The organism is Pseudonocardia sp. NPDC049154, assembly GCF_040648315.1.
Classification (GTDB): domain Bacteria; phylum Actinomycetota; class Actinomycetes; order Mycobacteriales; family Pseudonocardiaceae; genus Pseudonocardia.
Genome location: NZ_JBEZDN010000084.1, coordinates 1 through 21,428, shown reverse-complemented (window position 1 = coordinate 21,428; position 21,428 = coordinate 1). Strand labels below are relative to the sequence as shown.

Genomic DNA, 21,428 nt, shown 5'->3' with positions numbered 1-21,428 from the left:
GAACTATCCGGCGAGGTACCGGCTCGCGGTGCCGGCGGCGAGCAGCCGGCCGGCGCCGTCGAACAGTTCCGCCCGCGCGGTGGCGAACTGCCGTCCTGAGTGCTGCACGACGGCGCGGCAGCGCAGCGGCGCACCATCCGCCGGCACCCCGCGCAGGTAAGTCACGTCGAGATCCCGCACCACCGGTCCGTCCGTGGGTCTCGACGGCCAGGCAGGCACCCGGCGCAGGGCCCGGGCCACCGCGAGCTCGACGAAGGCCGCGACCGCGCCGCCCTGGACCCGACGCGTGTTGTTGCCGAGGCCGGGTGGCGCCGAAGCCCGCAGGACGACGAAGCGGTCGGTCTCGTCCTCGACCGAAGCCTGCCAGGCCGATCCGGCACCGGATGCCGGCGGCACGCCGACGATCAGCGACGGCTCGCCGGCCGGCGGTGCTCCGTCGATCACCGCACACCGCGTTCGGAGACGGGCGAGCTCCGTACCGGTCTCGTCGGTGAGGACTCCCGTACCGAGCCCGTGCCCCGGGTCGCCGATGACCTGCGCGGTCGCGGTGAGCGACGGCCCCGCCGGTCTGCGGCCGGTCGTCGACAGGCCCAGGGACAGGGTCGTGATCCGGCGACCGTCAGGCAACCCGGATCCGATCGCCACGCCCAGCGCCGCGTCGGTCAGGACGAGGACGCCCGCCGGGTCGAGCGCGCCGTCCGCGGCGGTCGCTGGGGCGACCGGCATACGGGCGACGCAGCGCCCCGGACGGACCTCGCAGAACAGCACGCCGAACCGGGCGTGGGCCGGGGCGAACGGCCTCCCGTCGGCGGCGGCCCGGTTCGCCAGTTGGACGATCGGAGGAACGGACACCGAGGGCGAGTTCACAGCGTACACTCTAGCTGAAGGATTCAGCCGTTGGAGCCACTCCGTCTCCATACTTGTACTCACTGAGTACACCCTTATTCCGATTCTGCCGTATGCTCGACCCATGCCACAGGAGGCTGCTTCCCACGACGTCGCGGGGACGACCGCGACGGAGGTGCGTGCCGCGTTCACAGGGCGGCCCGAGGGCCGCTCGACGCGGCCGGTCGTCCGCGACAGCGTCCTCGTCGCCGTCCTGCTCGCCCTCGTCGACCGGCCGGACGGGCTGCACGTCGTCCTCGGCGACCCTGCTCCGGGCGATCCCGGGTCGGTGCTGCCGCGAGGGACACTGCGTCCGCGGGAGACCGTTGAGGGCGCCGCTCTACGCGCCGCCCGTACGGCAGCCGGTCTGGAGCCGACGTCGGTCGAGATCGTCGGCTCACTGGACGTGATCGCCACCCCGACCGGGTTCCTGATCAGGCCCTTCGTCGGGCTGGTCGACGGTCCGGGGCGAAGCCGTGGGCTGCGGACGGTTCCGCTTGCGGAACTGGCCGTGGAAGACCGGCGGAACGGCGAGGACGGCTCGGCGGCCGCCATCGCCGCCCGGCTCGTGGAGGTCCTGCGGGCCGCTCGCCCTCAGCCACCGACGGGCTGACGGCGGCATCGGGCTCACGCCGAGCCGTCGGCTTCGCCCAGCACCTCGGAGGCCCGCGGACGCTCCGCCGTGACCAGCACACTGGCCGCCAGCTCGTCGACGATTCGTGCGGTGTCCTGCTCCACGGCGAGTCCTAGCAACGTGTCCCCGTGGACCGCGACCGCCAACGCCATACCGAAGCAGGAACGCACCACCCACCGCGCGTCGACCTCGCGACCGCGGTCCTGGGCCATCTGGTCCACGACCTTCTCCAGCGTGGCGAACAACGCGTCGAAGGGCCCATGGGGCCCCCACCCGAACAACGCCGGGTCGTGCTCGTTGGCCGCGACGAGCGCGAGCACCATGCCGCGGTTCTCACGCAGCAACCGGTTAGAGGCGGTCGACCGGGTGCTGCGCGAGTACCTGACGATGCCGCCCACCTGAGCGGGCCCGCGGTGGCGGACGCCGTCCGCCACCGCATCGGGCTCACACCGCCTGGTAGGCCCGTAGCTCGGCGATGCGCCCCGCGGCGTCAACGGTGAAGAAGTCCGCCATACCGAAGTCCCGGCCCTCGTGGTGCAGGTCGATGCGCACAGCGACCCGGTTCCCGTCGACCAGCAGCGGACCGGGAGTCGGGCTCGGCTGCTGACTCTGATTCAGCAGCCGGACCAGCTGGCCGTGCTGCTCGACGACCCGACCATAGTGCCGGGCGCGGTCGAGGAGCTGCTGCGCTTCCTGAGCGTGAACCAGGGCGAGCCCCGCCGGGTCGCGGCGGCGGACACCGAGGTCGCGGGCTGCCCCCTGCACAAGGGCGACGGCGTGATCGCGGCGCTCGGTGCGGCGAACTTCGATCCCACGGTGCTCGACCGGGAGACCTCCGCAGCGAGCGAGCTCGACATCCGGCGGGCGGCGCGCAACCACGTGGCCTTCGGCTAGGGCATCCACCAGTGCCTCGGCCAGAATCTGGCCCGGGTGGAGCTGCAGGTCGTACTTCCGCGGCTGTTCGCCCGGCTCCCGGGGCTGCGGCTCGCCGCCGAGCCCCGCTACCGGACCACCGCTGTCATCTACGGCCTGGAGTCGCTGTCGGGTGACCTGGTGACCCGTAGACTCCGCCCATGACGAACGGAGGGCCCCTCGCCGCCGAGGGGGCCTCCGTCGCGGAGTCGTCGAGCCTGCGGGCCAAGCTGCTCGACGCGGTCGAGCGTATGGCGGGGCGGACTACCGGATACCCCGGCTGGCCTTCTCGCTGCGCGAGATCGCCCGCGATGTCGGCATCGCCACCCCCAGCATCTACCGGCACTTCCCGAGCAAGGAGTCGCTGATCCGGACCGCCGTCGGGATGGGCTACGACGAACTGGTCACGGCGATGCGCCAGGCCCGCGAGGCCGCGACGGGAGATGCGTTCACCGCGCTCGGCGAGCAGGCCGTCGCGTACGGCATGTTCCTGTTCGAGCGGCCCGGGCTGACCCGGCTGCTCTTCGCCACGACCCCGCGCATAGGAGCCCGCGGCGGCCGTCCCCGACCATCTCGGCACGGTGCGCGAACAGTGGGTGGTCGCCGTCGCGCGGTGCCGGGACGAGGACGTCAAGTTCCGGTAGGGCGTGGTCGAGGCGGGAGAACATCTGGGCCGCGGTGCACGGCCGGGTCACGTTGTCCCTGGTGGGCGCCGGTGACCAGACGCGCGACGGGCTCGCCGCCTCGCTGGCCCGCTATGTCGGGAGCGTGCGCGGGATCGCGGAGCGCCCCACTTAGTGAACCTCGGCCGGGGTGCGCTCCGGCGCGATCGAGCAGGTTGTTCGGCTGCGCCGCGTACACCACCTCGTGTCCCGCCGTCGCCGAGGAGGCGGCCAGCAGGACGAGATCGGCGAGGTCCTCGACGTCCACGTAGGACCACTGGTTGAAGAAGGGGTGCACCGCCTCCCGCGAGGCCTCCTGCAACCGCGCCACGAAGTCCGCGTAGTCCTCGGGGGCCAGCACCAACGACGGCCGCACCGACGCGGCCGTGGCGTCCGAGCGCCGCACCAGCGCCTCGCAGATCTGCTCGCCCACGAACTTCGGCAGCGCGTACCCGTCCTGCGGGCGGGTGGGGTGCGCCTCGTCCACCGGGAGGTAGTCCGGCAGGAACGGGCGCTCGGCGGTGATGAACCCGGGCACGGTCTCGCTGGACAGGTACACCAGCCTGCCGACACCGCTGCGGGCCACGGCCTCGGCGACGTGGAAGTTCGCCGTGGTGCTGGTGCGAACACGATGCGCGCCGAATCGTACGCAGGGTCCGGCAGGCCCGCGGTGTGGACGACGACGTCCGGCCGAGCCTTCTGGACCACTCCGACGGTCTCGCCGTAGTCCCGCAGGTCCCCCGGACGTAGGGGGCCGCGGCGGGACCGGCGGGTAGGCCGTAGGTCGCGGGCCCGATGTCCGTGGCGGTCACCTTGTGGCCCGCGGCCTGCGCCGCCGTCACGACCCGCCGGCCGACCTTGCCACGAGCCCCTGTCAGGCCTGCGCATGGCGTCAGCCTCACATAAAGTATGCTCTTCGGTGCCCTTTAGGGCTTGTTCGTGTTCCCCGCGTCGACCGGCAACGCCACACCGGTGATGTAGCGGGCCTCGTCCGAGGCCAGGAACAGGATCGTGTTCGAGATCTCGGCCTCCGCGAGACCCGGGACCGGGGCATACTCCGCCTCGGGCTCAGCGTCCCAGCTGGGCAGCATGTTCATCCCCGCCAACGGGAAGTAGCGGCTTCGCCCGTAGAGCTCCGGGACGTCCGAGCTGGCGCCCATGCCCGGGCTGGTGACGCCGGTGGGGTGCACCGTGTTCACCCGGATCGCGAACTCGCCGAGCTCGTTGGCGAAGGTCCGCATCAACCCGACGACGCCGTGCTTGGCCGCCGCGTAGTGCGCGTAGTGCGGCTGGCCGCGCAGCCCGGCCGCCGAGCTGGTGAGGATGATCGACCCGCCGTGCCGGTTGCGCTTGAGCACGGGTGCGGTCACCTGGATGGTGTTCCAGGCCCCCTTGAGATTGGTGTCGACGATCAGGTCGTAGACCGCCTCGTCGATGTCCAGCGACGAGTCGTGGAACGTGATCACCCCGGCGTTCGCCAACACGATGTCAAGGCGCCCGAACTCGGCGACCCCGGCGTCCACGGCGGTCTGGAGGGCTGCCCGGTCCCGCACATCCGCCACGGCCGCGACGCACCGTCGTCCGGTCTTCTCGACCAGCCGCTTCGTCTCGTCCAGGTCGTCGGCCGTCGCCGCCGAATACCGCACCCGCTCCGGATAAGGGGCGCAGATGTCTGTGACGACGACGTCCGCGCCCTCCTCCGCCAGCCGGACGGCGTGCGCCCGGCCCTGTCCCTGTCCCGCGCCCGTGATGAATGCGACCTTGCCCTCGACCCGTCCCATGACGTCCTCCCCTACCCCGCGATCCACACGTTCTTCGGTCGGGTGAACTCCCGAATGCCCCACACGCCCCCGAGCCGGCCGTAGCCGCTCTCCCGGGTGCCACCGAACGGCGCGGTGCCCGGGATCCCCATGAAGCCGTTGATCCAGACGTTGCCCGCCACCAGGTCCGCGGCCAGCCGATGGGCACGGCGCAAGTCGTTGGTGTGGGCGTAGGCGGCAAGCCCGAACTCGGTGTCGTTGGCGATCCGGACGGCCTCGTCCTCGTCGTCGAACGGGAGCACTGCAAGCACCGGCCCGAAGACTTCGTGGCGCGCCAACGACGACGCGGGATCGACGTCCGCGAACACCGTGGGTCGCACGAAGTACCCGGAGGCGTAGTCGCCGTCCATCCGGTCGCCGCCCGCAACCAGCCGGGCACCGCTCCCCCGGGCCTCGCCGATCACCCCCGTGATCCGGTCGGCGGCGGCCTCGTTGACCACCGGTCCGAGCAGCACCGCGGGATCCTGCGGGTCGCCGATCGGCGCGTGCTCGGCCATCCGCCCGAGCATCGCGGTGACCTGCTCGTACACCGGCCGTTCGACCAGGATCCGGGTGCCGTTGATGCAGCCCTGCCCGGACAGCTGGAAGATTCCGCTGATCGCCTGCTGCGCAGCGGCCTCGACGTCGGCGTCGGCGAAGATCAGGCACGCGGACTTGCCGCCCAGCTCCAGGCCGACCGGCTTGAGCGTCTGCAGCGCGGACGCCAGCACCTTCTGCGCGGTGGCGCCGCTACCGGTGAAGTGGACCTTGTCCACGTCCTTGTGCCGGACCAGTGCTTCGCCGCCCTCCGGTCCTGCGGGCACCACGTTCACGACGCCGGGCGGAAAGCCCGCCTCCAGGAACAGCTCGCCGAGGCGCAGCGCCGAGTACGGCGCGAGCTCCGGCGGCTTCAGCACGACGCAGTTGCCTGCGGCCAGCGCGGGCCCGAGCACCATGCCGCACGAGATCAGCGGCCCGTTCCACGGGATGATCACGCCGACGACGCCGTAGGGCTCGTCGAGCGTGTAGTCGAACGACGGGGAGTTGTAGGCGGGGACCACCTCACCGCCGATCTTGTCTGCCCAACCCGCGTTGTAGACGAACAGGTCCGCAGCCGCGGGCGCGGCGCTCGCGGTGAGCACCCCCGGCGTGCCGTTGTCCAGAGTCCCGAGGGCTCCGAACTGGTCCGCATGCTCGACGAGCAGTTGGCCGAGCCGCAGCAGGGCGGTGCGGCGCACCGCTACCGACGTCGTCCGCCACGTCTCGAAGGCCCGCCTGGCCGAGGCCACGGCCTGGTTGATCTCGGCTGCCCCACCCAGCACGACCTCGCTCGTCACCGCTCCGGTGGCGGCGTAGCGGTGCTCGAACACCCCGCCGCTGGACTCCTTCACGCGCTCGCCGTCGATCAGGAGCCCGGGACTGGGCAGGACGGACAGCGGGGCCTGGGTCAGGGGCATGTGCGCCTCTCCTTCGAAGCTCTCCCCGGCGGCGGACACCGTCCGCACCGAGCATGGCATAGATGATACTCAGTGGGCAGGCCCGCGGGCGCAAGCGCCGTTCTCAGAGGGGGCTGACCTCGGAGATCAGCCAGCGACCCTCGACGGGGAGCAGAACCACCCTGACCTGGCTCTGGGTCACGCGGCTGGGCCTGGTCCCGGGTGGTCGTGGTCTGGTCCACGAACACCAACGTGTCGACGCGGTCCGGCGCGCCTGAGCCAGCCCTGCCCGGTTCACGGTGGCCGAGGTCGTGATCATCGCCGATCGGGTCTGCGGGGCGATGACGCTCGCTGCGACCTGGTCGAACTGCTCGGCGAACGTGCCTGTGACCACGCCGCGGGCGGGGTCGAGATCCGCGTCGAGGGTGGGCGCCGAGTAGGACAGGACCATCGGCAGCTCGCTCCGGACAGCGTCGAGGGCCTCCTGACCCGCCCGCTCGGCCCTCGACCTCGGTGCCGGCGGCGGCCGCGCACCCCCGGTCGCCGTCTCCTCGGCCACGTTCTCATGGGCAGTCTCGTGCAACGACGTCATCCGATCACATCCGCACTCGAGGCGAGCCAGCGACCACCTGCGCGCTGCAGCCCCATCGCGGTCCGATAGAAGCGCTGCAAGCCATCGGTGACCTGGGTGTTGGTCACGGTCGTGGCGACCGTGACGAGGGCGGTGGCGGAGTTGGCGGCGAGGGCCTCGACCGCGGCGGCGGTCACCGAGCCCGCCGAGGCCACCTGTCCCTGCTGCAGCACGGACGTGACCAGCCCCGAGTACCCGACCAGCGGGTGCCGGAAGGTGCCCGTCGCCTGTCCGAGCAGGTCGTCGACGTGCTGCTGGGCGTTCTGGGCGCTCAACATGGTCAACGACGTCGCGACCGACTGCGCGGTCGCGGTGACCTCCGCGCGGTCGTCGGCCGCACCCGGTCCTGGGCGTGGCCGACGACCGCGAGGACGGCCGCTGTGACACCGAGCAACACCACCAGGGAGACGAGGACACCGACGAGCCGGAGGGATGCCGCACGGCGAGATTCCCGACGAAATTCCTCATACCCGCTCCACCCCCGGGACGAGCCGCCTCGACGGGCGCCCGCCGGGCCCACTCCGCGACGAAGTCCGACACGAAGTCGACGAACGGGGTGAGCACTGCCTGCTCCAGCAGGCCCTCCGTGCTGCCGAAGTGCCGGAAGATCATGGACTCGGCCACGCCCGCTCGGTCCGCGATCGCCTTCGTGTTGGTCGCCTCGAAGCCCTGGTCACGGAAGAGCGCGCGCGCCGCGGCCACCATCAGTGCGCGCACCTCGGCGCTGGACCGCCGGGTCCGAGGACTCCCCACCCCTTGATTGCGCCGACCACTCCCCTCGGGAGCGGCCCAGCCCCACCGGACCATTGGCCGAAGCGGGCACAGATGGTACTCATTGATTGACCGCAGCAGCTCTACGACATCTTAGAGGCGGTCGGGAGGAGCACCGTGGCGGACATCGACGTGACACCGGAGGTGGCCTCGGTCGAGATCTCGAACCCACCTGCGCTGTCCCTTCGGATCCGTGCCGTCCTTGAGGCGGCGCCCGACGACGCCGCGTTGCTCGTCGGTGACCGTGTCCTGCCCTGGTCGTGGCTCGGGCAAGCTGTCGCCGACCTCGACGGGGTGTGTTCGCGGGCCGGCACGCACCGGGTCGGGATCGTGCTGCGCAACAGGCCCGCGACCTTCGCCGCGCTCGTCGCCACCATCGCCACGGGGCGCGAGGTCGTCATCCTCAGCCCGTTCCATGGCGACGTCGCCCTGGAGGAGGACCTCCGCCAGCTCGCCCCCGGGGTCGTCGTGGCGGATCCGGAGGACCTGGACCGTCCGCGCGTGCCCGAGGCCGCGGCGGCGGTGGCGGCCGTCGTGGTCCGGACCGGCACCGATCGTGCCCTGACGGTGCCGACCGACGTCCCCCGCGGAGGGGGAGGATCGGCGCCCGACGGCACAGCGGTGCTCATGGTGACCAGCGGCACGACCGGGAAGCCGAAGCGGGTCCGGCTCGGGTACACGGAGCTCGCGGCGGCGCTCACCGCTGCCGGGACCCCCGTGGAGGAGACCGAGATACGGATCCGGTCCCGCCCGGCGATCCTCTGGGCCTCCCTCGTGCACATCGGCGGCCTCTACTTCGCCCTGGCGAACGTCGCCTCGGGTCAGCCGACGGCCCTGCTGGAGCGCTTCGAGGTCGAGCCCTGGGCCGAGCTCGTGCGCCGGACGAGGCCGAAGGTCATCGGCCTGCCTCCCGCGGCGCTGCGCATGGTGCTGCGGTCCGATCTCCCTCCGGACGCCTTCGCCGGCGTGCTCACTGCCACCTCCGGTACCGCCGCCCTCGACCCGGACGACGCGGACCGCTTCCGGGAACGCTTCGGCATCCCGATCCTCGCCACCTACGGCGCCACCGAGTTCGCGGGTGCGGTCGCCAGCTGGGACCTGGCGCTGCACGAGGAGTGGGGTGACCGCAAGCGGGGTTCCGTCGGCCGCCCGCACCGCGGCATCACCATGCGGGTCGTGGACCCGGAGTCCGGCGAGCCGCTGCCGGCCGGGGCCACCGGCCTGCTGGAGGCCCGCGGCCCCCAGCTGCCCCAGCGCGGCTGGGTCCGCACGACCGACCTCGCGAGCCTGGACACCGACGGTTTCCTCTACATCCACGGTCGGATCGACGACGTGATCAACCGCGGCGGCTTCAAGATCGTCCCTTCGGTGATCGAGGAGGCGCTCGAGGCGCACCCCGCGGTCCGGGACGCCTCGGCCGTCGGGCTCCCGGACGAGCGGCTGGGCCAGGTCCCCGTCGCAGCCGTCACGCTCCTCCCGGACGCCCCGGCGACGACTCCCGCCGACCTGCGGGCGTTCCTCGCCGAGCGGCTCGCGCGTTACCACCTGCCCACCGAGATCAGGATCGTCGACGCCCTTCCCCGAACTCCGTCTCTCAAGGTGAGCAGGCCGGACGTCGTGGCCCTGTTCCACACCTGACCCGCGAGGAGACCGGTACGACCGCAGGCAGCGAAGCTGTACCGGGCCGGGGGGTCGGCCCGGACCTCCCACCGTCGCCCGCGTCGGACCCGCCCGCCCACGACGACGAATCCCGCCGCCGTAGCCCTCGATCCGGACTTCGTGCTGCCGCGCATGATCGCCCGGTGGGCCGAACGGGAACCGGGCCGCCCGTTCCTGGTCGAGGTCACCGGGCGCACCGCCACGTGCGGGGAGGGGTGGGACCTGACGCGGCGCTGGGCGGGTTGGCTGGCGACGCGTGGTGTCCGGCGCGGCGACCGGCTGGTGACGCTGGTCCCGACCTCGATCGACTCCCTCGGACTGTGGTGGGGCGCGGCACTGCTCGGCGCGCTCGAGGTGCCGGTGAACCCGGAGCTGCGCGGGACTTCCTCGTCCACGCCCTCACGCTGCCGAAGGCCCGGCTCGCCGTGGTCCGCCCCGAGTCCGTCGACGTCGTGACCGCGGCCGCGGTGCCCGGGTTAAAGGTCGTCGAGGTCGAGCGCGGCCCGCCCGAGGTGGCCGCGGGGCCGCCCGCGGACGTCGATCGCCTCCCCGCCCCCGAGGATCCCGCCTGCGTGATCTACACGTCCGGAACCACGGGACCCGCCAAGGGTGTCGTGATCCCGTGGGCGCAGCTGGCGTCGACGATCGGGCGGATCCCCCGGTCCCGCCTCGGCCCGACGACGCCGTCTACTGCTGCCACCCAAGCTTCCACGTCACCGGCCGCAGCCCGCTGCTCGCGATAGCGGAGGTCGGCGGCCGCGTCGTGCTGCGGGAACGGTTCTCGGCGAGCGCCTTCCTCGACGACGTGCGCACCCACCGGTGCACGAGTACCACCGCCTTCGTCCCCCTGCTGCTCGCCACCCCCCAACGACCGGACGACGCCGACAACCCCTTCCGGATCGTGCTCGGCGGAGCGGGGCCCGCCCTGTCCGCGGAGTTCGAGCGACGCTTCGGCGTCCGCGTCGTCGAGTGCTACGGCAGCACGGAGGCCGGGTTTCCCCTCGCCCGCCGGGTCCCTTCCGCGGACGCAACCCGCCGCTGGGTGGGGCGGGCGCGCCGCGGGTACACCATCCGGGTCGTGGACCCCGAGGGCAGGGACGTGCCGGACGGGCAGATGAGCGAGTTGTGGGTGCGCCCGCCCGCCCGCTCGTTGATGCTGCTCGGCTACCTCGTCGATCCGGAGGCCACGACGCGGGCGGTGCGCGACGGCTGGTACCGCACCGGGGACGCGTTGGTCCGTGATCCCGGCGGCGACCACTACTTCGTGGACCGGCTGCGCGACACCCTCCGCAGACACGGCGAGAACATCTCCGCCTCCGCGCTCGAGTCGGCCGTCGGCGGAGATCCGGCGGTCGAGGCCTGCGCAGTAGTCGGGCTGCCCGACCGGGTCGCGGGCCACGAGGTGCTGCTCGTCGTGGTCCCCGCGGACCCGGCCGACTTCTCCCCGGCCGCCTTGTGGGAGCGGCTCGCCGACCGGGTCCCGCGCTTCATGCTCCCGGGCTGTGTCGCCACCGTCGACGCGCTCGACCGCACCCCCACGAACAAGATCCGCAAGGCCGGTCTGCTCGAGCGCCTCGACCTCGGCACCGCGTGGCGCCCCGCTGCGGGGTGCGGGAGACGGGGCGCCTGAGGTCGTTCCTGTGGTGCCGCCCGTCAGGGCGGGCAGTCGACCCCGGGTCCCTGCGGGAGGTGCGGACCGCCGTCGAGCTCCGGTGGTGCAGCGGGCCGCGGCGCGATTCCCTGGGCCGGACCCGGCGTCGCTGCGCGCCGCGAGCGATCCCGCGACCGCGCTGTGCGAGCTGGCGGGCAACCAGCTCTTCGCGCTCCTGCTCGCCATTTTCAGCCGCCTGACGGGTGACGGCCCGCCGCGGTGGGACCGGGTCCTCGACGCCGTGATCGACGGCGACGCCGCGGTCGCGCGGCTGCGCACCGCGCGGCTGCGCAGGACCGACTGAGCACACCGCGCCCGTCCGGTACTCCCTCTCACGGGTTGCGCGGACCCGCCCGCGATCCTCGTCGGCTACCGTTTCACCTCGGACGGAACGACGACAGCACGAGAGCGGATGCGGTGAACCCTCCTCAGGAGGTCGTGGACGCGACCCCCGGCCCGGAACCCGAGGCGCAGGCCACCCCGGTGGCCGACGCCTCCGGCGCCGATGGCACCGACAGCGGCGCGCCGCGGAGCCCGCAGGCCGTCGCCGAGGCGATCGAACTCGACGTGATCGCCCGCGGGTGGCCTGTCGGGTCGCTCTACGCCACCCAGGTCGAGCTCGAGGAGCGGTACGGCGTGAGCCGAACGGTGCTCCGCGAGGCGACCGGCATCCTCGTCGACCATCAGGTGCTCGAACCCCGCCGGGGGCGGGGCGGCGGGTTGGTGGTCACGGCTCCGGACCAGAGCCGGGCGGTGCGGTCCATCGCCCTGCTGCTGAGCTATCAGCAGCTCACGGTGGAGGAACTCGAGGACGTCCGTCCACCCATCGAGCTGCTGGCGGTCCGGTTGGCCGCGCAGCGGGTCGACGACGCGTCTGCGGACCGGATCCGGGCGGTCGTCGAGGCCGAGCGGCGCGACCCCTACGGCATCGGCATGCGGCAGGAGATGCCGAACATGCACGTCGTCCTGGCCGAGGTGTCGGGGAACCGCGCTCTGCAGCTCTTCGCCGAGATCATCACGTCGGTCAGCAGGCAGGGCGCCTCCGCCGCTCGTCGCCGACAGGACGGCGAGCGGTTGGTCGAGGAGCACGCGGAGATCGCGGGGGCGGTGCTCGCCGGCGACCCGGAGGCTGCCGAGCGTCTCATGGCCGCGCACCTGCAGAGCCTGCGCGAGCTCGGCTTCTAGGCGGCCAGCGCCCGCTCGACCAACGCGGCCAACCCGGTGTCGTACGGGTTCGGCCCAAGGTACTGGCGCACCGTGACCACCTCGCCGACCGGCGGCACCTCGTGCGACATGTCGTCCACGAGCACCGCCGGCGGGGCGAGCACGAACTCCTCGGGCAGGTCCCACAGACCGTCCGGGTCCGCCCGGACCTTCGAGTACGTCTCGTCGACGAGATCGTCGAACCCGTTGTCCCGGGCCTTTCGCCAGGCGTAGTCCGCGCCGCCCGAGCTCCACAGCACCACTCGGACGCCCCGCGCACGTAGGGCCTCGAGCAGGGGCCGCGCGCCGGGACGAAGCGACCCGCCGGTGATTCCGTCGATCAGCGTTCCGTCGACGTCGAACAGCCACGTCACCGTCATCCGGCCTCCTCGAGCCGGGCTCGCACCAGCTTCTTCACGACCTTCCCCATCGCATTGCGGGGCAGTTCGGCCACGAATCGGATCTCGGCGGGCACCTTGTACCGGGCCAGTCGCTCCCCGCAGTAGGACCGCAGCTCCTCCTCGTCGAGCTCCGCGCCCGCCCGCCGCCGCACCACCGCGACGACGGTCTCCCCCAGGCGCTCATCCGGCCGGCCGACGACGGCTGCCTCGGCGACGTCGGGATGGGTGCACAACGCCTGCTCGACCTCGGCCGGGTACACGTTTGCCCCACCGCGGACGATCAGGTCGTTGCGCCTACCGACCACCACGAGCGAGCCGTCCGGCTCAAGCCTGCCCTGGTCACCGGTGCGGAGCCAGCCGTCCCCGGTCACCGCCTGGACGGTGGCGTCCGGTCGGTTCCAGTAGCCGAGCATCGGGCGGAACACGTCCGCGAAGGGGCCCTGGGTGCGCGGTCCCACCCGGATCTCGCCCTCCTCGCCGGCCGGGAGCGGCGCGCCGTCCGGGTCGGTCACGGTCACCACAAGGTGCCCGAGCGCCTGGCCCGCGCTCCCCTCGGGGCGGTCGTCCCGGGTGTCGATCGTCGCGGCCGTGGGCGCCTCGGTCAGCCCGTAGCTGGTGCTGAAGAGACGTCCGAACCGCGCCCGGTAGCGCTGGTTGAGCCCGGGTGGCGCGCCAGCCCCGCCGACCCCGAGCTCGGTCAGCGACTCGATGTCCTCGGTGCGGATCTCGGGTCGGGTCAGCAAGTCGTAGGCCGTGGTCGGGGGGACGGACATCCGCTGCACCCGATGCCTGCGGACGCCCTCGGCGAGGCCCAGGACGTCGATCCGCCGCAGCGGGACGCACGTGGCACCGCAGACGAAGGTCGACACCGGGCCGAGGATCTGCAGGTTCAGGATCGTCAGCGGCAGCACCACGCCCTGCCGTGACGATACCGGGATCGCGCCCTCCAGCAGCGAGTTCACCGCCGGGAGCAGCATGTTGTGCTGGCTGTGCACCGCCCCCTTCGGGGTCCCGGTCGTCCCGCTCGTATAGGCGATCGCCGCGGGGGCGTCCGGGTCCACCACGACGTCCGGGCGGGCGTCCGACGCCGCCGCGAGGCGGGCCCGCAGCTCCTCGTCCAGCCGCAGGGTGCGGGGTCCGACGAGGTCCGGGGACCCCGGCTCGGCAAGCAGCAGCGTGGCCCCGCTGTCTGCGAGGATCGTCTCGCGCTCGGGCGCGGCGAGCGCGCGGTTGATGCCGACCCAGATCGCGCCGAGCCGCATGGCGGCGAGGAACCCGACCACGATGTCCGCCGAGTTCGGCAGGCACATCGCCACCCGGTCGCCGGGCTGTAGCCCCTCTTCCCGCAGCACCGCAGCCACCCGGTTCACCGCGGTGTCGAGCTCCGCGTAGGTCAGGGCATCGTCGTCGCCGACCACGGCGAGCCGGTCCGGGTCCTCCTCGAGGACCCCATCGAGGACGGCCGCGACCGTGCGCGGTCCCGCAGGCGGCGACTTCGGCGACCAGCGGACGAGCCCGTGCGCGTCCAGCGGAGGCAGCGCCGTGCTCATGGCACGAGCTCCGCGCTCACCGCCCGGACGACCCCGGGGCGGTCCGGCTTGCCGTTCTCGGTGCGCGGCAACGCCTCGACCCGCACGATCCGGCGCGGGATCTCGTACGGCGCCAGTTCCGCGCGCAGCGCGGTGCGCAGCTCCTCGAAGGGCGGAAGATCGCCCTCCGAGACGACGACTGCCACCGGGACCTCGCCGAGCCGCTCGTCCTCGATACCGGCGACAGTGCTGTCGATGATCCCGGGGAGCTTGTTCAACGCGGCCTCCACGACGGCCGGGTACACGTTGAAGCCGCCGCAGAGGATCATCTCGCGCACCCGGCCCAGAATGAAGACGAATCCGTCCTCGTCGATCGTCCCCAGGTCGCCGGTGTGCACCCAACCCTGAGGCCCGGGCGAGACCGGCCGGCCGTCCGGGCCGATGTACCCCGCCATCGACCCGCCGCCGCGGGCGACGATCTCACCGGGCTCACCAGGGCCCAGCAGCGTCCCGTCCGGTGCCTCGATCCGTACCTCGACGCCCGGCGCCACTCGCCCGACGGTGCCCTGCGGGCGCCGACCGGCGACGACGTCGTCGTACCGCTCGAACGCGATGGCGCCGGAGAACTCGGTCTGCCCGTAGTTCCGGAGCACGGGCAGCCCGTACCGCCGCTCGAACACCTCCCGGGTGCTGTCCGGGATCGGAGCGGTCCCGACGGTGACCGACCGGACCCCGCCGAGGGTCCGGTCACCCGGTCGGTGTGCGAGGTCGAACACCATCGCCGGGGTCAGCTTCAGCACGTTGACGCCGAACTCGTCGACCAGCCGCAACGCGACGTCCGCGTTGAACTTGGGCACGATCAGCAACGGCTTGCCGGTGTACCACCCGGAGATGACGCCCAGCGCGCCCGCCATGTGGGCGAGCGGGGTGAAGATCGGCGACGGCCGCCGGGGCGGGACGGTGGGCATCCTGCCCTCTCGGGGCAGCCCGCTGCCCACGGCGATGCCCTCCAGCGAGCGCCCGAGGCCCCCGACGGTCAGCACCGTCCCCTTCGGCCGTCCCGTGGTGCCGGAGGTGAAGACCACCAGCGCCTCGTCCGGCTCCGCCGGGGACTCCCCGGGTGCGAGCCGCGGCGTGATCCCGGAGCGCCCGAGCACCGCGTCGCACCAGGCCTCGTCGACCCGGCGGGCGGCCTCCGCGTCCGGCAGCAGCGCGCCGAGCAGCACCGCGGAGGCGCCGCTCTGCCACACCGCGCAGAGCCGGGCCACACTGTCGTTGTCGTTGCCGGCGTGGACGCCGACGCGACGGGCGCCCGCAGGGATCTCGGCCGCATACTCGTCCACCTTTGCGGCGAGCTCGGCGAAGGTCCAGGAGCGGCCGTCGAGCTCGGCGACGGCCACGGTGTCGGGCGCCGTCCGCGCGGTGCGCGCGACGACGTCCCGGACGGTGCCGGACCCGGCGGTCTCGGACTGCACGTCATCGACTGTGGTCACGAGGATCCCTCTCGAGGAAGTTCATCGGTGTCAGCGCGGCGGCATGGCCGGGTCCCGGGGCAGCCCCAGGACCTGCTCGGCGATCGTGTTGCGCTGGATCTCGGCGGTTCCGGCGCCGATGGTCGACGCCCTGGTGCGCAGGAAGCCCCACACCCACCGGCCCTTCTGCACGGCGTCGGGGTCCTTCCGGCCGAGGATGCCGTCGTCGCCCAGCAACTCGACCGCGAACTCGTGCAGCTCCTGCTCGAACGTCGTGGTGAACAGCCGTGAGGTCGACGACGCGGGCCCCGGCTCGCCGCGGGAGATGATGTCGGAGATGGTCCGCATCCCGGTGTAGCGCATGATCCGGACCTCGATCTCGAAGCGGGCCAACCGGTCCCGCACCAGCGGGTCCTCGGACGCGCCGCGCTCGCGGGCCAGCGCGATCAGCTCGTCCAGGACCCGGCGGTACAGCGAGGCCTGGTTCATCGCGCCCGCGGCCCGCTCGTGGCCGAGGCTGGTGCGAACGAGCCGCCAGCCGTCGTTCTCCTCGCCGACGCGGTCCACGACCGGCACCCGGACGTCGTCGAAGAAGATCTCGGAGAAGTCCGCGCCCCCGGTCAGGTCGCGCAGCGGCCGGACGGTCACCCCCGGCGCGTGCGCGTCGATGATGAGGTAGCTGATCCCCTTCTGCCGGGAGTCCGGCTCACCGGTGCGGACCAGCGTGAACAGGATGTCGGCGATCTCGGCCCGGGTGTTCCAGACCTTCTGCCCGTTGACGACGTACTCGTCGCCGTCCCGGCGAGCGGTCGTCCGCAGCGCCGGCAGGTCCGACCCCGCCTCGGGCTCGGAGTACGCCTGCGCCCACACCTTCTCGCCGCGCAGCATCGGGCCCAGCCAGCGCTCCTTCTGCTCAGGCGTGCCGTACTTGATCACGGTGGGGCCGGCGATGCCGAGGCCGGTGGCGAGCGGGCCCGGGACCCGGGCCCGGGCGTACTCCTCCTGGTAGATCACCTGCTGCGCGAAACTGAGGTCCATCCCGCCGTACTCTCGCGGCCAGGCCGGGCCGGCGTAGCCGGCGTCGAACAGGGTGGCCAGCCATGCCTTCTGCCAGGCAAGCGCCTCCGCCGCGTCCTTCGGTCGCCTGCCGGGGTGGTTCTCGGCGAGGAAGGCGCGCAGCCGGGCGCGGAACTCCTCGTCCGTCTCCTCGCCGGTCCGCACCGCAGGTGCGGTCTGCTCGGTCGTCGTCATCGTGGTCTCCTCACGCTCAGATCCCGACCAGCGCGGCCAGCCGCGCGCGATGGGCGACCGGTGAGCCGAGCAACCGCTCCCCGGACTTCGCCCGCTTCAGATGCAGGTGCGCGTCGTGCTCCCAGGTGAACCCGATGCCGCCGTGGATCTGGATGTTCTCCTTCGCCGCGTGCGTGTACGCGGCGGCGCAGTACGACCCGGCGACGGCCGCGGAGACCGCGAGCTCGTCGAGCGCCTCGTCCGCCGCCGAGATCGCATGCAGCGCCGCCGACCGGGCCGCTTCGACCTCGAGCAGCATGTCCGCGCACTTGTGCTTGATCGCCTGGAACGAGCCGATGGGCCTGCCGAACTGCACGCGGGTCTTCCCGTACTCCACCGACTCCGCGAGGCAGCCGGACGCACCGCCGACCTGCTCGGCCGCCAGCGCGGCCACGGCGAGGTCGACGACCCGGCGCAGGAACGCGGCGTCCCCGGCGGGCCCGATCCGGACCGCGGGGGTTCCGTCCAGCTCCACGGCGGCCACGATGCGGGTGATGTCCAGCGCGTCCTGCCTGCGCCGGGTCAGCCCGGTCGCACCGGCCTCGACGGCGAACAGCGACGGCCCCTCGGGGGCGGCAGCGACGACCAGCAGCAGCGCGGCCGTGTCCCCGTCCACCACCAGCTTCTTCCGGCCGGAGAGCGTCCAGCCGTCCCCGGATGGGGTGGCGGTGGTGGCCGGCTCGAGCAGCGCGGGCCCGTCCCCTTCGCTCAGCGCGACAGTCGCGGTCAGCGTGCCGTCCGCGATGCCCGGCAGCCAGCGCTGCATCGCGTCCGTGTCCGCGCTCGCGACGAGCGCCTGGCCCGCCAGCGCCACGGTGCCGAAGAAGGGCCCGGGCAGCACGACCCGGCCCATCTCCTCGAGCACCACCCCCAGCTCGACCGGCCCGAAGCCGGACCCGCCGTACTCCTCCGGGATCGCGATGCCCTGCAGCCCGAGCTGCCCGGCCATCTGGCGCCAGACGGCGGGATCGATGCCCTCGCCGGCCTCCGCCCACGCTCGCACGGTATCCCGGGGGGCCTTGTCGGCGAGGAACCGGCGCAGGGACGTCGCGAGCTCCTGCTGCTCGTCGGTCAAGGTCAGTGGCACCGCGGCCACCTCCACTCCGCAGATCGTCGGGTCGGGCTCATCGCGCTCACCGGCCCTCGTAGTTCGGGGCCCGGCGCTCGCGCAGCGAGGCGATGCCCTCCTTGAAGTCCGCGCTGCGCAGCGAGACCTCCTCCATCAGGCTCTCCTCGCGCAGCGCCTGGCCGAGGTCCGCGTCCAGGTGACGGTGCAGCATGACCTTCGCCAGTCCGACCGACACGGTGGCCGCCGCAGCGAACTCCTGCACGGTCTCCTCGAACCGCTTCTCCAGCTCGGCGTCCGGGACGACGTCGTTGACCATCCCCCAGCGCTCGGCCCTGGCGGCGTCCACCGGACGGCCGAGCAGCACCATCTCCTTGGCCCTGGCCAGCCCGATCAGCCGCGGCAGCAGCCAGGTCGACCCGCTGTCCGGCGTGAACCCACGGCCCACGAAGGGGGTCCAGAACTTCGCGGTCTCCGAGGCGACGATGTAGTCCGACAGCAGCGCCAGTGAGTTGCCGATCCCCGCCGCCCAGCCGCGGACGCCGACGACGACCGGCAGCCGTAGCTCGGTGAACGCCTCGACGAGGCCGTGTGCACCCAGGTCGATCCGCCGGGAGTGGTGCCCGATCCGCGGCTTCACCGGCTTCTCGCCCTCGGCGACCTTCATCGGCGCGTTGGCCTCGGCCAGGTCCACGCCGGTGCAGAAGTTCTTGCCCACCGCGGTCAGCGCCACCACGCGCACCTCGTCCGAGCGGGCCGCCTCGTCGAGCGCCTCGCGCAGGGCGACCAGGGTGGCGGCCGCCAGCGCGTTGCCCGCCTTCTCCCGGGCGATGGTCAGGCGTAGGACGGGGCCGTCCCAGACCACCTCCAGCCCGGTGGCCGTTGCCTCCTCGTTCACGCTGTTCCCTCCGTCGTCCTGGTCGGTCCTCGCAGCGCCTGTTCGCGCGGCGCCTGTTGCCGTAGCGGCCGGAAGAAGGCCCGCACCTCGTCCACGAACAGCTCCGGCGTCTCCAGCGCCGGGAAGTGCCCACCGACGGTCGTCTCGGTCCAGCGCTGCACGTCGAAGGCACGCTCCACCCGCCGGCGCGGGGGCGCGCCGAAGCGCGGCACGGCCGCGGTGCCGCGGTTGCGGCCGTCCGCGCGCTGGTCACCCGCCGTCTCCAGCAGGAACCCGGACGGGACCTCGACCCGCTGCCCACGGGCAAGCACCACCGGGTCCCGCTGGCTCTCGTAGTAGAGCCTGTTCGCGCTGCCGATGGTCCGGGTGAACCAGTAGAGCGAGAGCGTGGTCAGCAGGTCCTCGCGCGGCACCAGCGGGGTCCCCGCCTCGTCCCGGTCCGACCAGGTCGACCACTTCTCCCCGACCCACGCCGCCAGGCCGGCGGGCGAGTCGGTCAGGCCCGCGGCCAGGGTGGCCGGCTTGGTGCCCTGAATCCCGACGTAGCCGTGTTCGTGCCGGCGCCACGCGCGGACCCGCGCCTTGTACGCGGCGTCCGCCTCGGTGGCCTCCCCCGGCTCGGCGGGCGCCCCGAGGCTGACCATCCCCATGTGCACCCCGACCACCCGGTCCGGGTGGTCGAGGCCGATCAGTGACGTCACGAACGAGCCCCAGTCGCAGCCGTGGGCGCCGAACCGGTCGTAGCCCAGGGCCGCCATGAGCTCGACCCAGATCCCGGCGACGCGCCGGGGCGAGACCCCGGGCAGGGTCGGGGCGGCCGAGAAGCCGTACCCCGGCAGCGACGGCGTGACGACGTGGAACGCGTCCGCCGGATCCCCGCCGTGGGCAGCCGGGTCCGTGAGCGGGCCGATCACCCGGTGCCACTCGTGGAAGGTGCTCGGCCAGCCGTGCGTCATCACCAGTGGGAGCGGGGCGGGGCCGGTGCCCCGCACGTGCACCGCATGGATGTGGGAGACGGCAGGGTCGCTGGTCGGAACCACCACGTGGGGCAACGCAGCCATCTCCTGCTCGCGCGACCGCCAGTCGAACCCCGCCCAGTCCGCGGTCAGCTCGCGCAGGGCGGACACCGGCATCCCCGCCGCCCACGGGTCGCGGCCGCCCGCGACCTCGTCGACCTCCGGGGGCCACCGGGTCGCCCGGAGCCGGGCACGGAGGTCCGCGACCTCGTCTTCGGAGATCGCGAGCTCCAGCGATTGGATCGGCGACGCATCGTCGCGCAGCACGCGGGTCATGGCACGAGGATAGAGCCTCATCGCGGAATAGAGTAGCCTTTAGTCGTCCCGACCACTGCGGCCCCGGCGCCGTGACCGCGAGGAGCCCCATGCCACTCGATCCCGAGATCCGCTCCGCGTTGACCCTGCCTGCGGTCTGCGCGCCGATGTTCCTCGTGAGCAACCCTGCCCTCGTCGGCGAGGCGTGCAAGGCCGGGCTGATCGGCGGCCTGCCCCGACAGAACGTGCGCACGATGGAGCAGTTCGAGCAGTGGCTCGTCGATCTGCGCGCGGACCTCGACGCCCACGCCGACGCGAACCCCGGCGCCCGGATCGGGCCGCTCGCGGTCAACCTGGCGACCCAGTTCCCGCCGGACGTGCTGGAGGCGCACCTCGACCTGCTGGACCGCTACGGCGTGCGGATCGTGATCAGCGCGACCGGCAACCCGACCGAGCTGATCAAGCGCTCCCACGACCACGGCAAGCTCGTGTACTGCGACGTCACCTCGGTGCGGTTCGCCGAGAAGGCGGCCGCGGCGGGCGCCGACGGCCTGACCTGCATCGGGGCGGGCGGCGGCGGCCACTCGGGCACGGTCAGCCACCTCGCCCTCGTCCCCCGCATCCGAGAGATCTTCGACGGCACGGTGATCATGGCGGGCGCCGTGACCACCGGCGCGGCCGTGCGCGCCGCGGAGGTGCTCGGCGCCGACCTGGCCTACATGGGCACGCGGTTCATCGCGACCCAGGAGTCCGGCGCGAAGCCCGAGCACAAGCAGATGCTGGTGGACGGGAACGCCACCGGGCTGAACTACACCGGGGCCATCTCCGGGGTGCCCGCGAACTGGCTCGTCGAGTCGATGCGCCTGGTCGGGCTGGATCCGGAGAACCTGCCCACGCCCGGCAAGGCCATGCGTCACGACCACCTGCCCGAGCACGTCAAGCCGTGGAAGAACCTCTGGAGCGGCGGGCAGGGCCTGGAGCTGATCCACGACGTGCCCACGGTTGCCGAGCTCGTGCGCAGGCTGCGCGCGGAGTACGTCGCCGCCTGCGAGGTGCCGGACATGGCCGAGGCCGCGCGCCTCGTGGACGAGGCGCTCGAGACCTCGGCCGTCTGACGCAGGTGTCGCGGGGGGGGGGGGGGGGCGCCCTCTTCCCGGGCTCGCCTGCGGGGTGTCTGGCCCTGGGCAGCCGCGGGCCCGCCGGCGGGGGCCCGCGGCTCCGCTGCGGCTGCGGGGGCGGGCAGTGGTGGGTGCGCCCG

23 protein-coding genes and 3 pseudogenes are annotated in these 21,428 nt (G+C 72.9%); 11 read left to right on the top strand and 15 right to left on the bottom strand.

Translation table 11 applies throughout. The features are described from left to right. Positions 1-3: 3 nt before the first annotated feature. A complete protein-coding gene (locus tag AB0B41_RS29960; RefSeq protein ID WP_358209219.1) occupies positions 4-918 on the bottom strand; it encodes a hotdog domain-containing protein in 915 nt (304 codons plus the stop codon). 52 nt (positions 919-970) lie between these two features. Here AB0B41_RS29960 and AB0B41_RS29955 point away from each other — a divergent pair, with 52 nt between their 5' ends. After that, positions 971-1,498, top strand: coding sequence for an NUDIX domain-containing protein (locus AB0B41_RS29955; RefSeq protein WP_358209217.1), 528 nt, complete (start codon positions 971-973; stop codon positions 1,496-1,498). A 14-nt stretch (positions 1,499-1,512) separates the two neighbouring features. Here the strand turns inward: AB0B41_RS29955 and AB0B41_RS29950 are convergent, their stop codons facing one another. Further along, positions 1,513-1,842 carry a hypothetical protein gene (locus AB0B41_RS29950; protein WP_358209215.1) on the bottom strand — a complete coding sequence of 110 codons (330 nt, stop codon included), beginning with the start codon at positions 1,840-1,842 and terminating at the stop codon, positions 1,513-1,515. A gap of 313 nt (positions 1,843-2,155) precedes the next feature. Here AB0B41_RS29950 and AB0B41_RS29945 point away from each other — a divergent pair, with 313 nt between their 5' ends. The 3 genes from AB0B41_RS29945 (at position 2,156) to AB0B41_RS29935 (ending at position 3,365) form a co-directional block, all read left to right on the top strand. After that, on the top strand, positions 2,156-2,413 hold the full coding sequence (locus AB0B41_RS29945) for a hypothetical protein (RefSeq protein WP_358209213.1): 258 nt from the start codon (positions 2,156-2,158) through the stop codon (positions 2,411-2,413). 36 nt (positions 2,414-2,449) lie between these two features. Then, positions 2,450-2,596 (top strand): hypothetical protein, encoded by a 147-nt coding sequence (locus AB0B41_RS29940; protein WP_358209211.1) that lies wholly within the window; start codon positions 2,450-2,452, stop codon positions 2,594-2,596. Positions 2,597-2,702: 106 nt separating this feature from the next. Continuing rightward, positions 2,703-3,365, top strand: a complete 663-nt coding sequence (locus tag AB0B41_RS29935; RefSeq protein WP_358209241.1) for a TetR/AcrR family transcriptional regulator — start codon at positions 2,703-2,705, stop codon at positions 3,363-3,365. Here AB0B41_RS29935 and AB0B41_RS29930 read toward each other — a convergent pair. The 6 genes and pseudogenes from AB0B41_RS29930 to AB0B41_RS29905 all read right to left on the bottom strand — a co-directional run. Next, positions 3,314-3,703 (bottom strand): annotated as a pseudogene (locus AB0B41_RS29930) (NAD-dependent epimerase/dehydratase family protein); the annotation flags it as partial. The gene AB0B41_RS29935 and the pseudogene AB0B41_RS29930 overlap by 52 nt on opposite strands. 316 nt (positions 3,704-4,019) lie before the next feature. Then, the gene (locus tag AB0B41_RS29925; RefSeq protein WP_358209209.1) at positions 4,020-4,874 is read right to left on the bottom strand and encodes a mycofactocin-coupled SDR family oxidoreductase; all 855 of its coding nucleotides are present in this window, start codon (positions 4,872-4,874) and stop codon (positions 4,020-4,022) included. A gap of 11 nt (positions 4,875-4,885) precedes the next feature. Further along, on the bottom strand, positions 4,886-6,349 hold the full coding sequence (locus AB0B41_RS29920; protein WP_358209207.1) for an aldehyde dehydrogenase family protein: 1,464 nt from the start codon (positions 6,347-6,349) through the stop codon (positions 4,886-4,888). A 103-nt stretch (positions 6,350-6,452) separates the two neighbouring features. Beyond that, on the bottom strand, positions 6,453-6,920 hold the full coding sequence (locus AB0B41_RS29915; RefSeq protein WP_358209245.1) for a hypothetical protein: 468 nt from the start codon (positions 6,918-6,920) through the stop codon (positions 6,453-6,455). Further along, positions 6,917-7,237 carry a hypothetical protein gene (locus AB0B41_RS29910; protein ID WP_358209243.1) on the bottom strand — a complete coding sequence of 107 codons (321 nt, stop codon included), beginning with the start codon at positions 7,235-7,237 and terminating at the stop codon, positions 6,917-6,919. Before AB0B41_RS29910 ends, AB0B41_RS29915 begins: the two co-directional genes overlap by 4 nt. 301 nt (positions 7,238-7,538) lie before the next feature. Beyond that, a pseudogene (locus tag AB0B41_RS29905) lies at positions 7,539-7,664 on the bottom strand (helix-turn-helix domain-containing protein); the annotation flags it as partial. Between the two features lie 183 nt (positions 7,665-7,847). Between AB0B41_RS29905 and AB0B41_RS29900 the strand changes: the two are divergent. From AB0B41_RS29900 to AB0B41_RS29875, 6 genes and pseudogenes are all read left to right on the top strand, one after another. Then, complete coding sequence (locus AB0B41_RS29900) at positions 7,848-9,368, top strand: fatty acid--CoA ligase family protein (protein ID WP_358209205.1); 1,521 nt, start codon at positions 7,848-7,850, stop codon at positions 9,366-9,368. A 153-nt stretch (positions 9,369-9,521) separates the two neighbouring features. Next, positions 9,522-9,845 (top strand): AMP-binding protein, encoded by a 324-nt coding sequence (locus tag AB0B41_RS29895; RefSeq protein ID WP_358209202.1) that lies wholly within the window; start codon positions 9,522-9,524, stop codon positions 9,843-9,845. Next, positions 9,815-9,982: pseudogene (locus tag AB0B41_RS29890) on the top strand (hypothetical protein); the annotation flags it as partial. The gene AB0B41_RS29895 and the pseudogene AB0B41_RS29890, both read left to right, overlap by 31 nt. Positions 9,983-10,011: 29 nt before the next feature. Then, positions 10,012-11,019, top strand: coding sequence for an AMP-binding protein (locus AB0B41_RS29885; RefSeq protein WP_358209200.1), 1,008 nt, complete (start codon positions 10,012-10,014; stop codon positions 11,017-11,019). A gap of 82 nt (positions 11,020-11,101) precedes the next feature. Next, a complete protein-coding gene (locus AB0B41_RS29880; protein ID WP_358209198.1) occupies positions 11,102-11,344 on the top strand; it encodes a hypothetical protein in 243 nt (80 codons plus the stop codon). Between the two features lie 134 nt (positions 11,345-11,478). Beyond that, positions 11,479-12,225, top strand: a complete 747-nt coding sequence (locus tag AB0B41_RS29875) for an FCD domain-containing protein (RefSeq protein WP_358209196.1) — start codon at positions 11,479-11,481, stop codon at positions 12,223-12,225. Here AB0B41_RS29875 and AB0B41_RS29870 read toward each other — a convergent pair. Genes AB0B41_RS29870 through AB0B41_RS29840 form a run of 7 tightly spaced genes read right to left on the bottom strand, consistent with a single transcriptional unit; the run spans position 12,222 to position 20,191 of the window. Then, positions 12,222-12,623, bottom strand: a complete 402-nt coding sequence (locus AB0B41_RS29870; protein WP_358209194.1) for an HAD family hydrolase — start codon at positions 12,621-12,623, stop codon at positions 12,222-12,224. The genes AB0B41_RS29875 and AB0B41_RS29870 overlap by 4 nt on opposite strands. Beyond that, entirely contained in the window at positions 12,620-14,194 is a 1,575-nt protein-coding gene (locus tag AB0B41_RS29865; protein ID WP_358209192.1) for an AMP-binding protein, read from the bottom strand. The genes AB0B41_RS29870 and AB0B41_RS29865 overlap by 4 nt, the downstream gene beginning before the upstream one ends. After that, positions 14,191-15,666: a fatty acid--CoA ligase family protein gene (locus AB0B41_RS29860; protein WP_358209190.1), complete on the bottom strand. Its 1,476-nt coding sequence runs from the start codon at positions 15,664-15,666 to the stop codon at positions 14,191-14,193. Before AB0B41_RS29860 ends, AB0B41_RS29865 begins: the two co-directional genes overlap by 4 nt. Positions 15,667-15,696: 30 nt before the next feature. Further along, a complete protein-coding gene (locus tag AB0B41_RS29855; protein WP_358209188.1) occupies positions 15,697-16,896 on the bottom strand; it encodes an acyl-CoA dehydrogenase family protein in 1,200 nt (399 codons plus the stop codon). Positions 16,897-16,912: 16 nt separating this feature from the next. Continuing rightward, complete coding sequence (locus AB0B41_RS29850) at positions 16,913-18,022, bottom strand: acyl-CoA dehydrogenase family protein (protein ID WP_358209186.1); 1,110 nt, start codon at positions 18,020-18,022, stop codon at positions 16,913-16,915. A gap of 46 nt (positions 18,023-18,068) precedes the next feature. Next, entirely contained in the window at positions 18,069-18,899 is an 831-nt protein-coding gene (locus tag AB0B41_RS29845) for an enoyl-CoA hydratase-related protein (RefSeq protein ID WP_358209184.1), read from the bottom strand. Continuing rightward, positions 18,896-20,191 carry an epoxide hydrolase family protein gene (locus tag AB0B41_RS29840; protein ID WP_358209182.1) on the bottom strand — a complete coding sequence of 432 codons (1,296 nt, stop codon included), beginning with the start codon at positions 20,189-20,191 and terminating at the stop codon, positions 18,896-18,898. The genes AB0B41_RS29845 and AB0B41_RS29840 overlap by 4 nt, the downstream gene beginning before the upstream one ends. A gap of 89 nt (positions 20,192-20,280) precedes the next feature. On the opposite strand from AB0B41_RS29840, the gene AB0B41_RS29835 reads away from it, so the two are divergent. Next, on the top strand, positions 20,281-21,285 hold the full coding sequence (locus tag AB0B41_RS29835; RefSeq protein ID WP_358209180.1) for a nitronate monooxygenase: 1,005 nt from the start codon (positions 20,281-20,283) through the stop codon (positions 21,283-21,285). Positions 21,286-21,428: the final 143 nt, after the last annotated feature.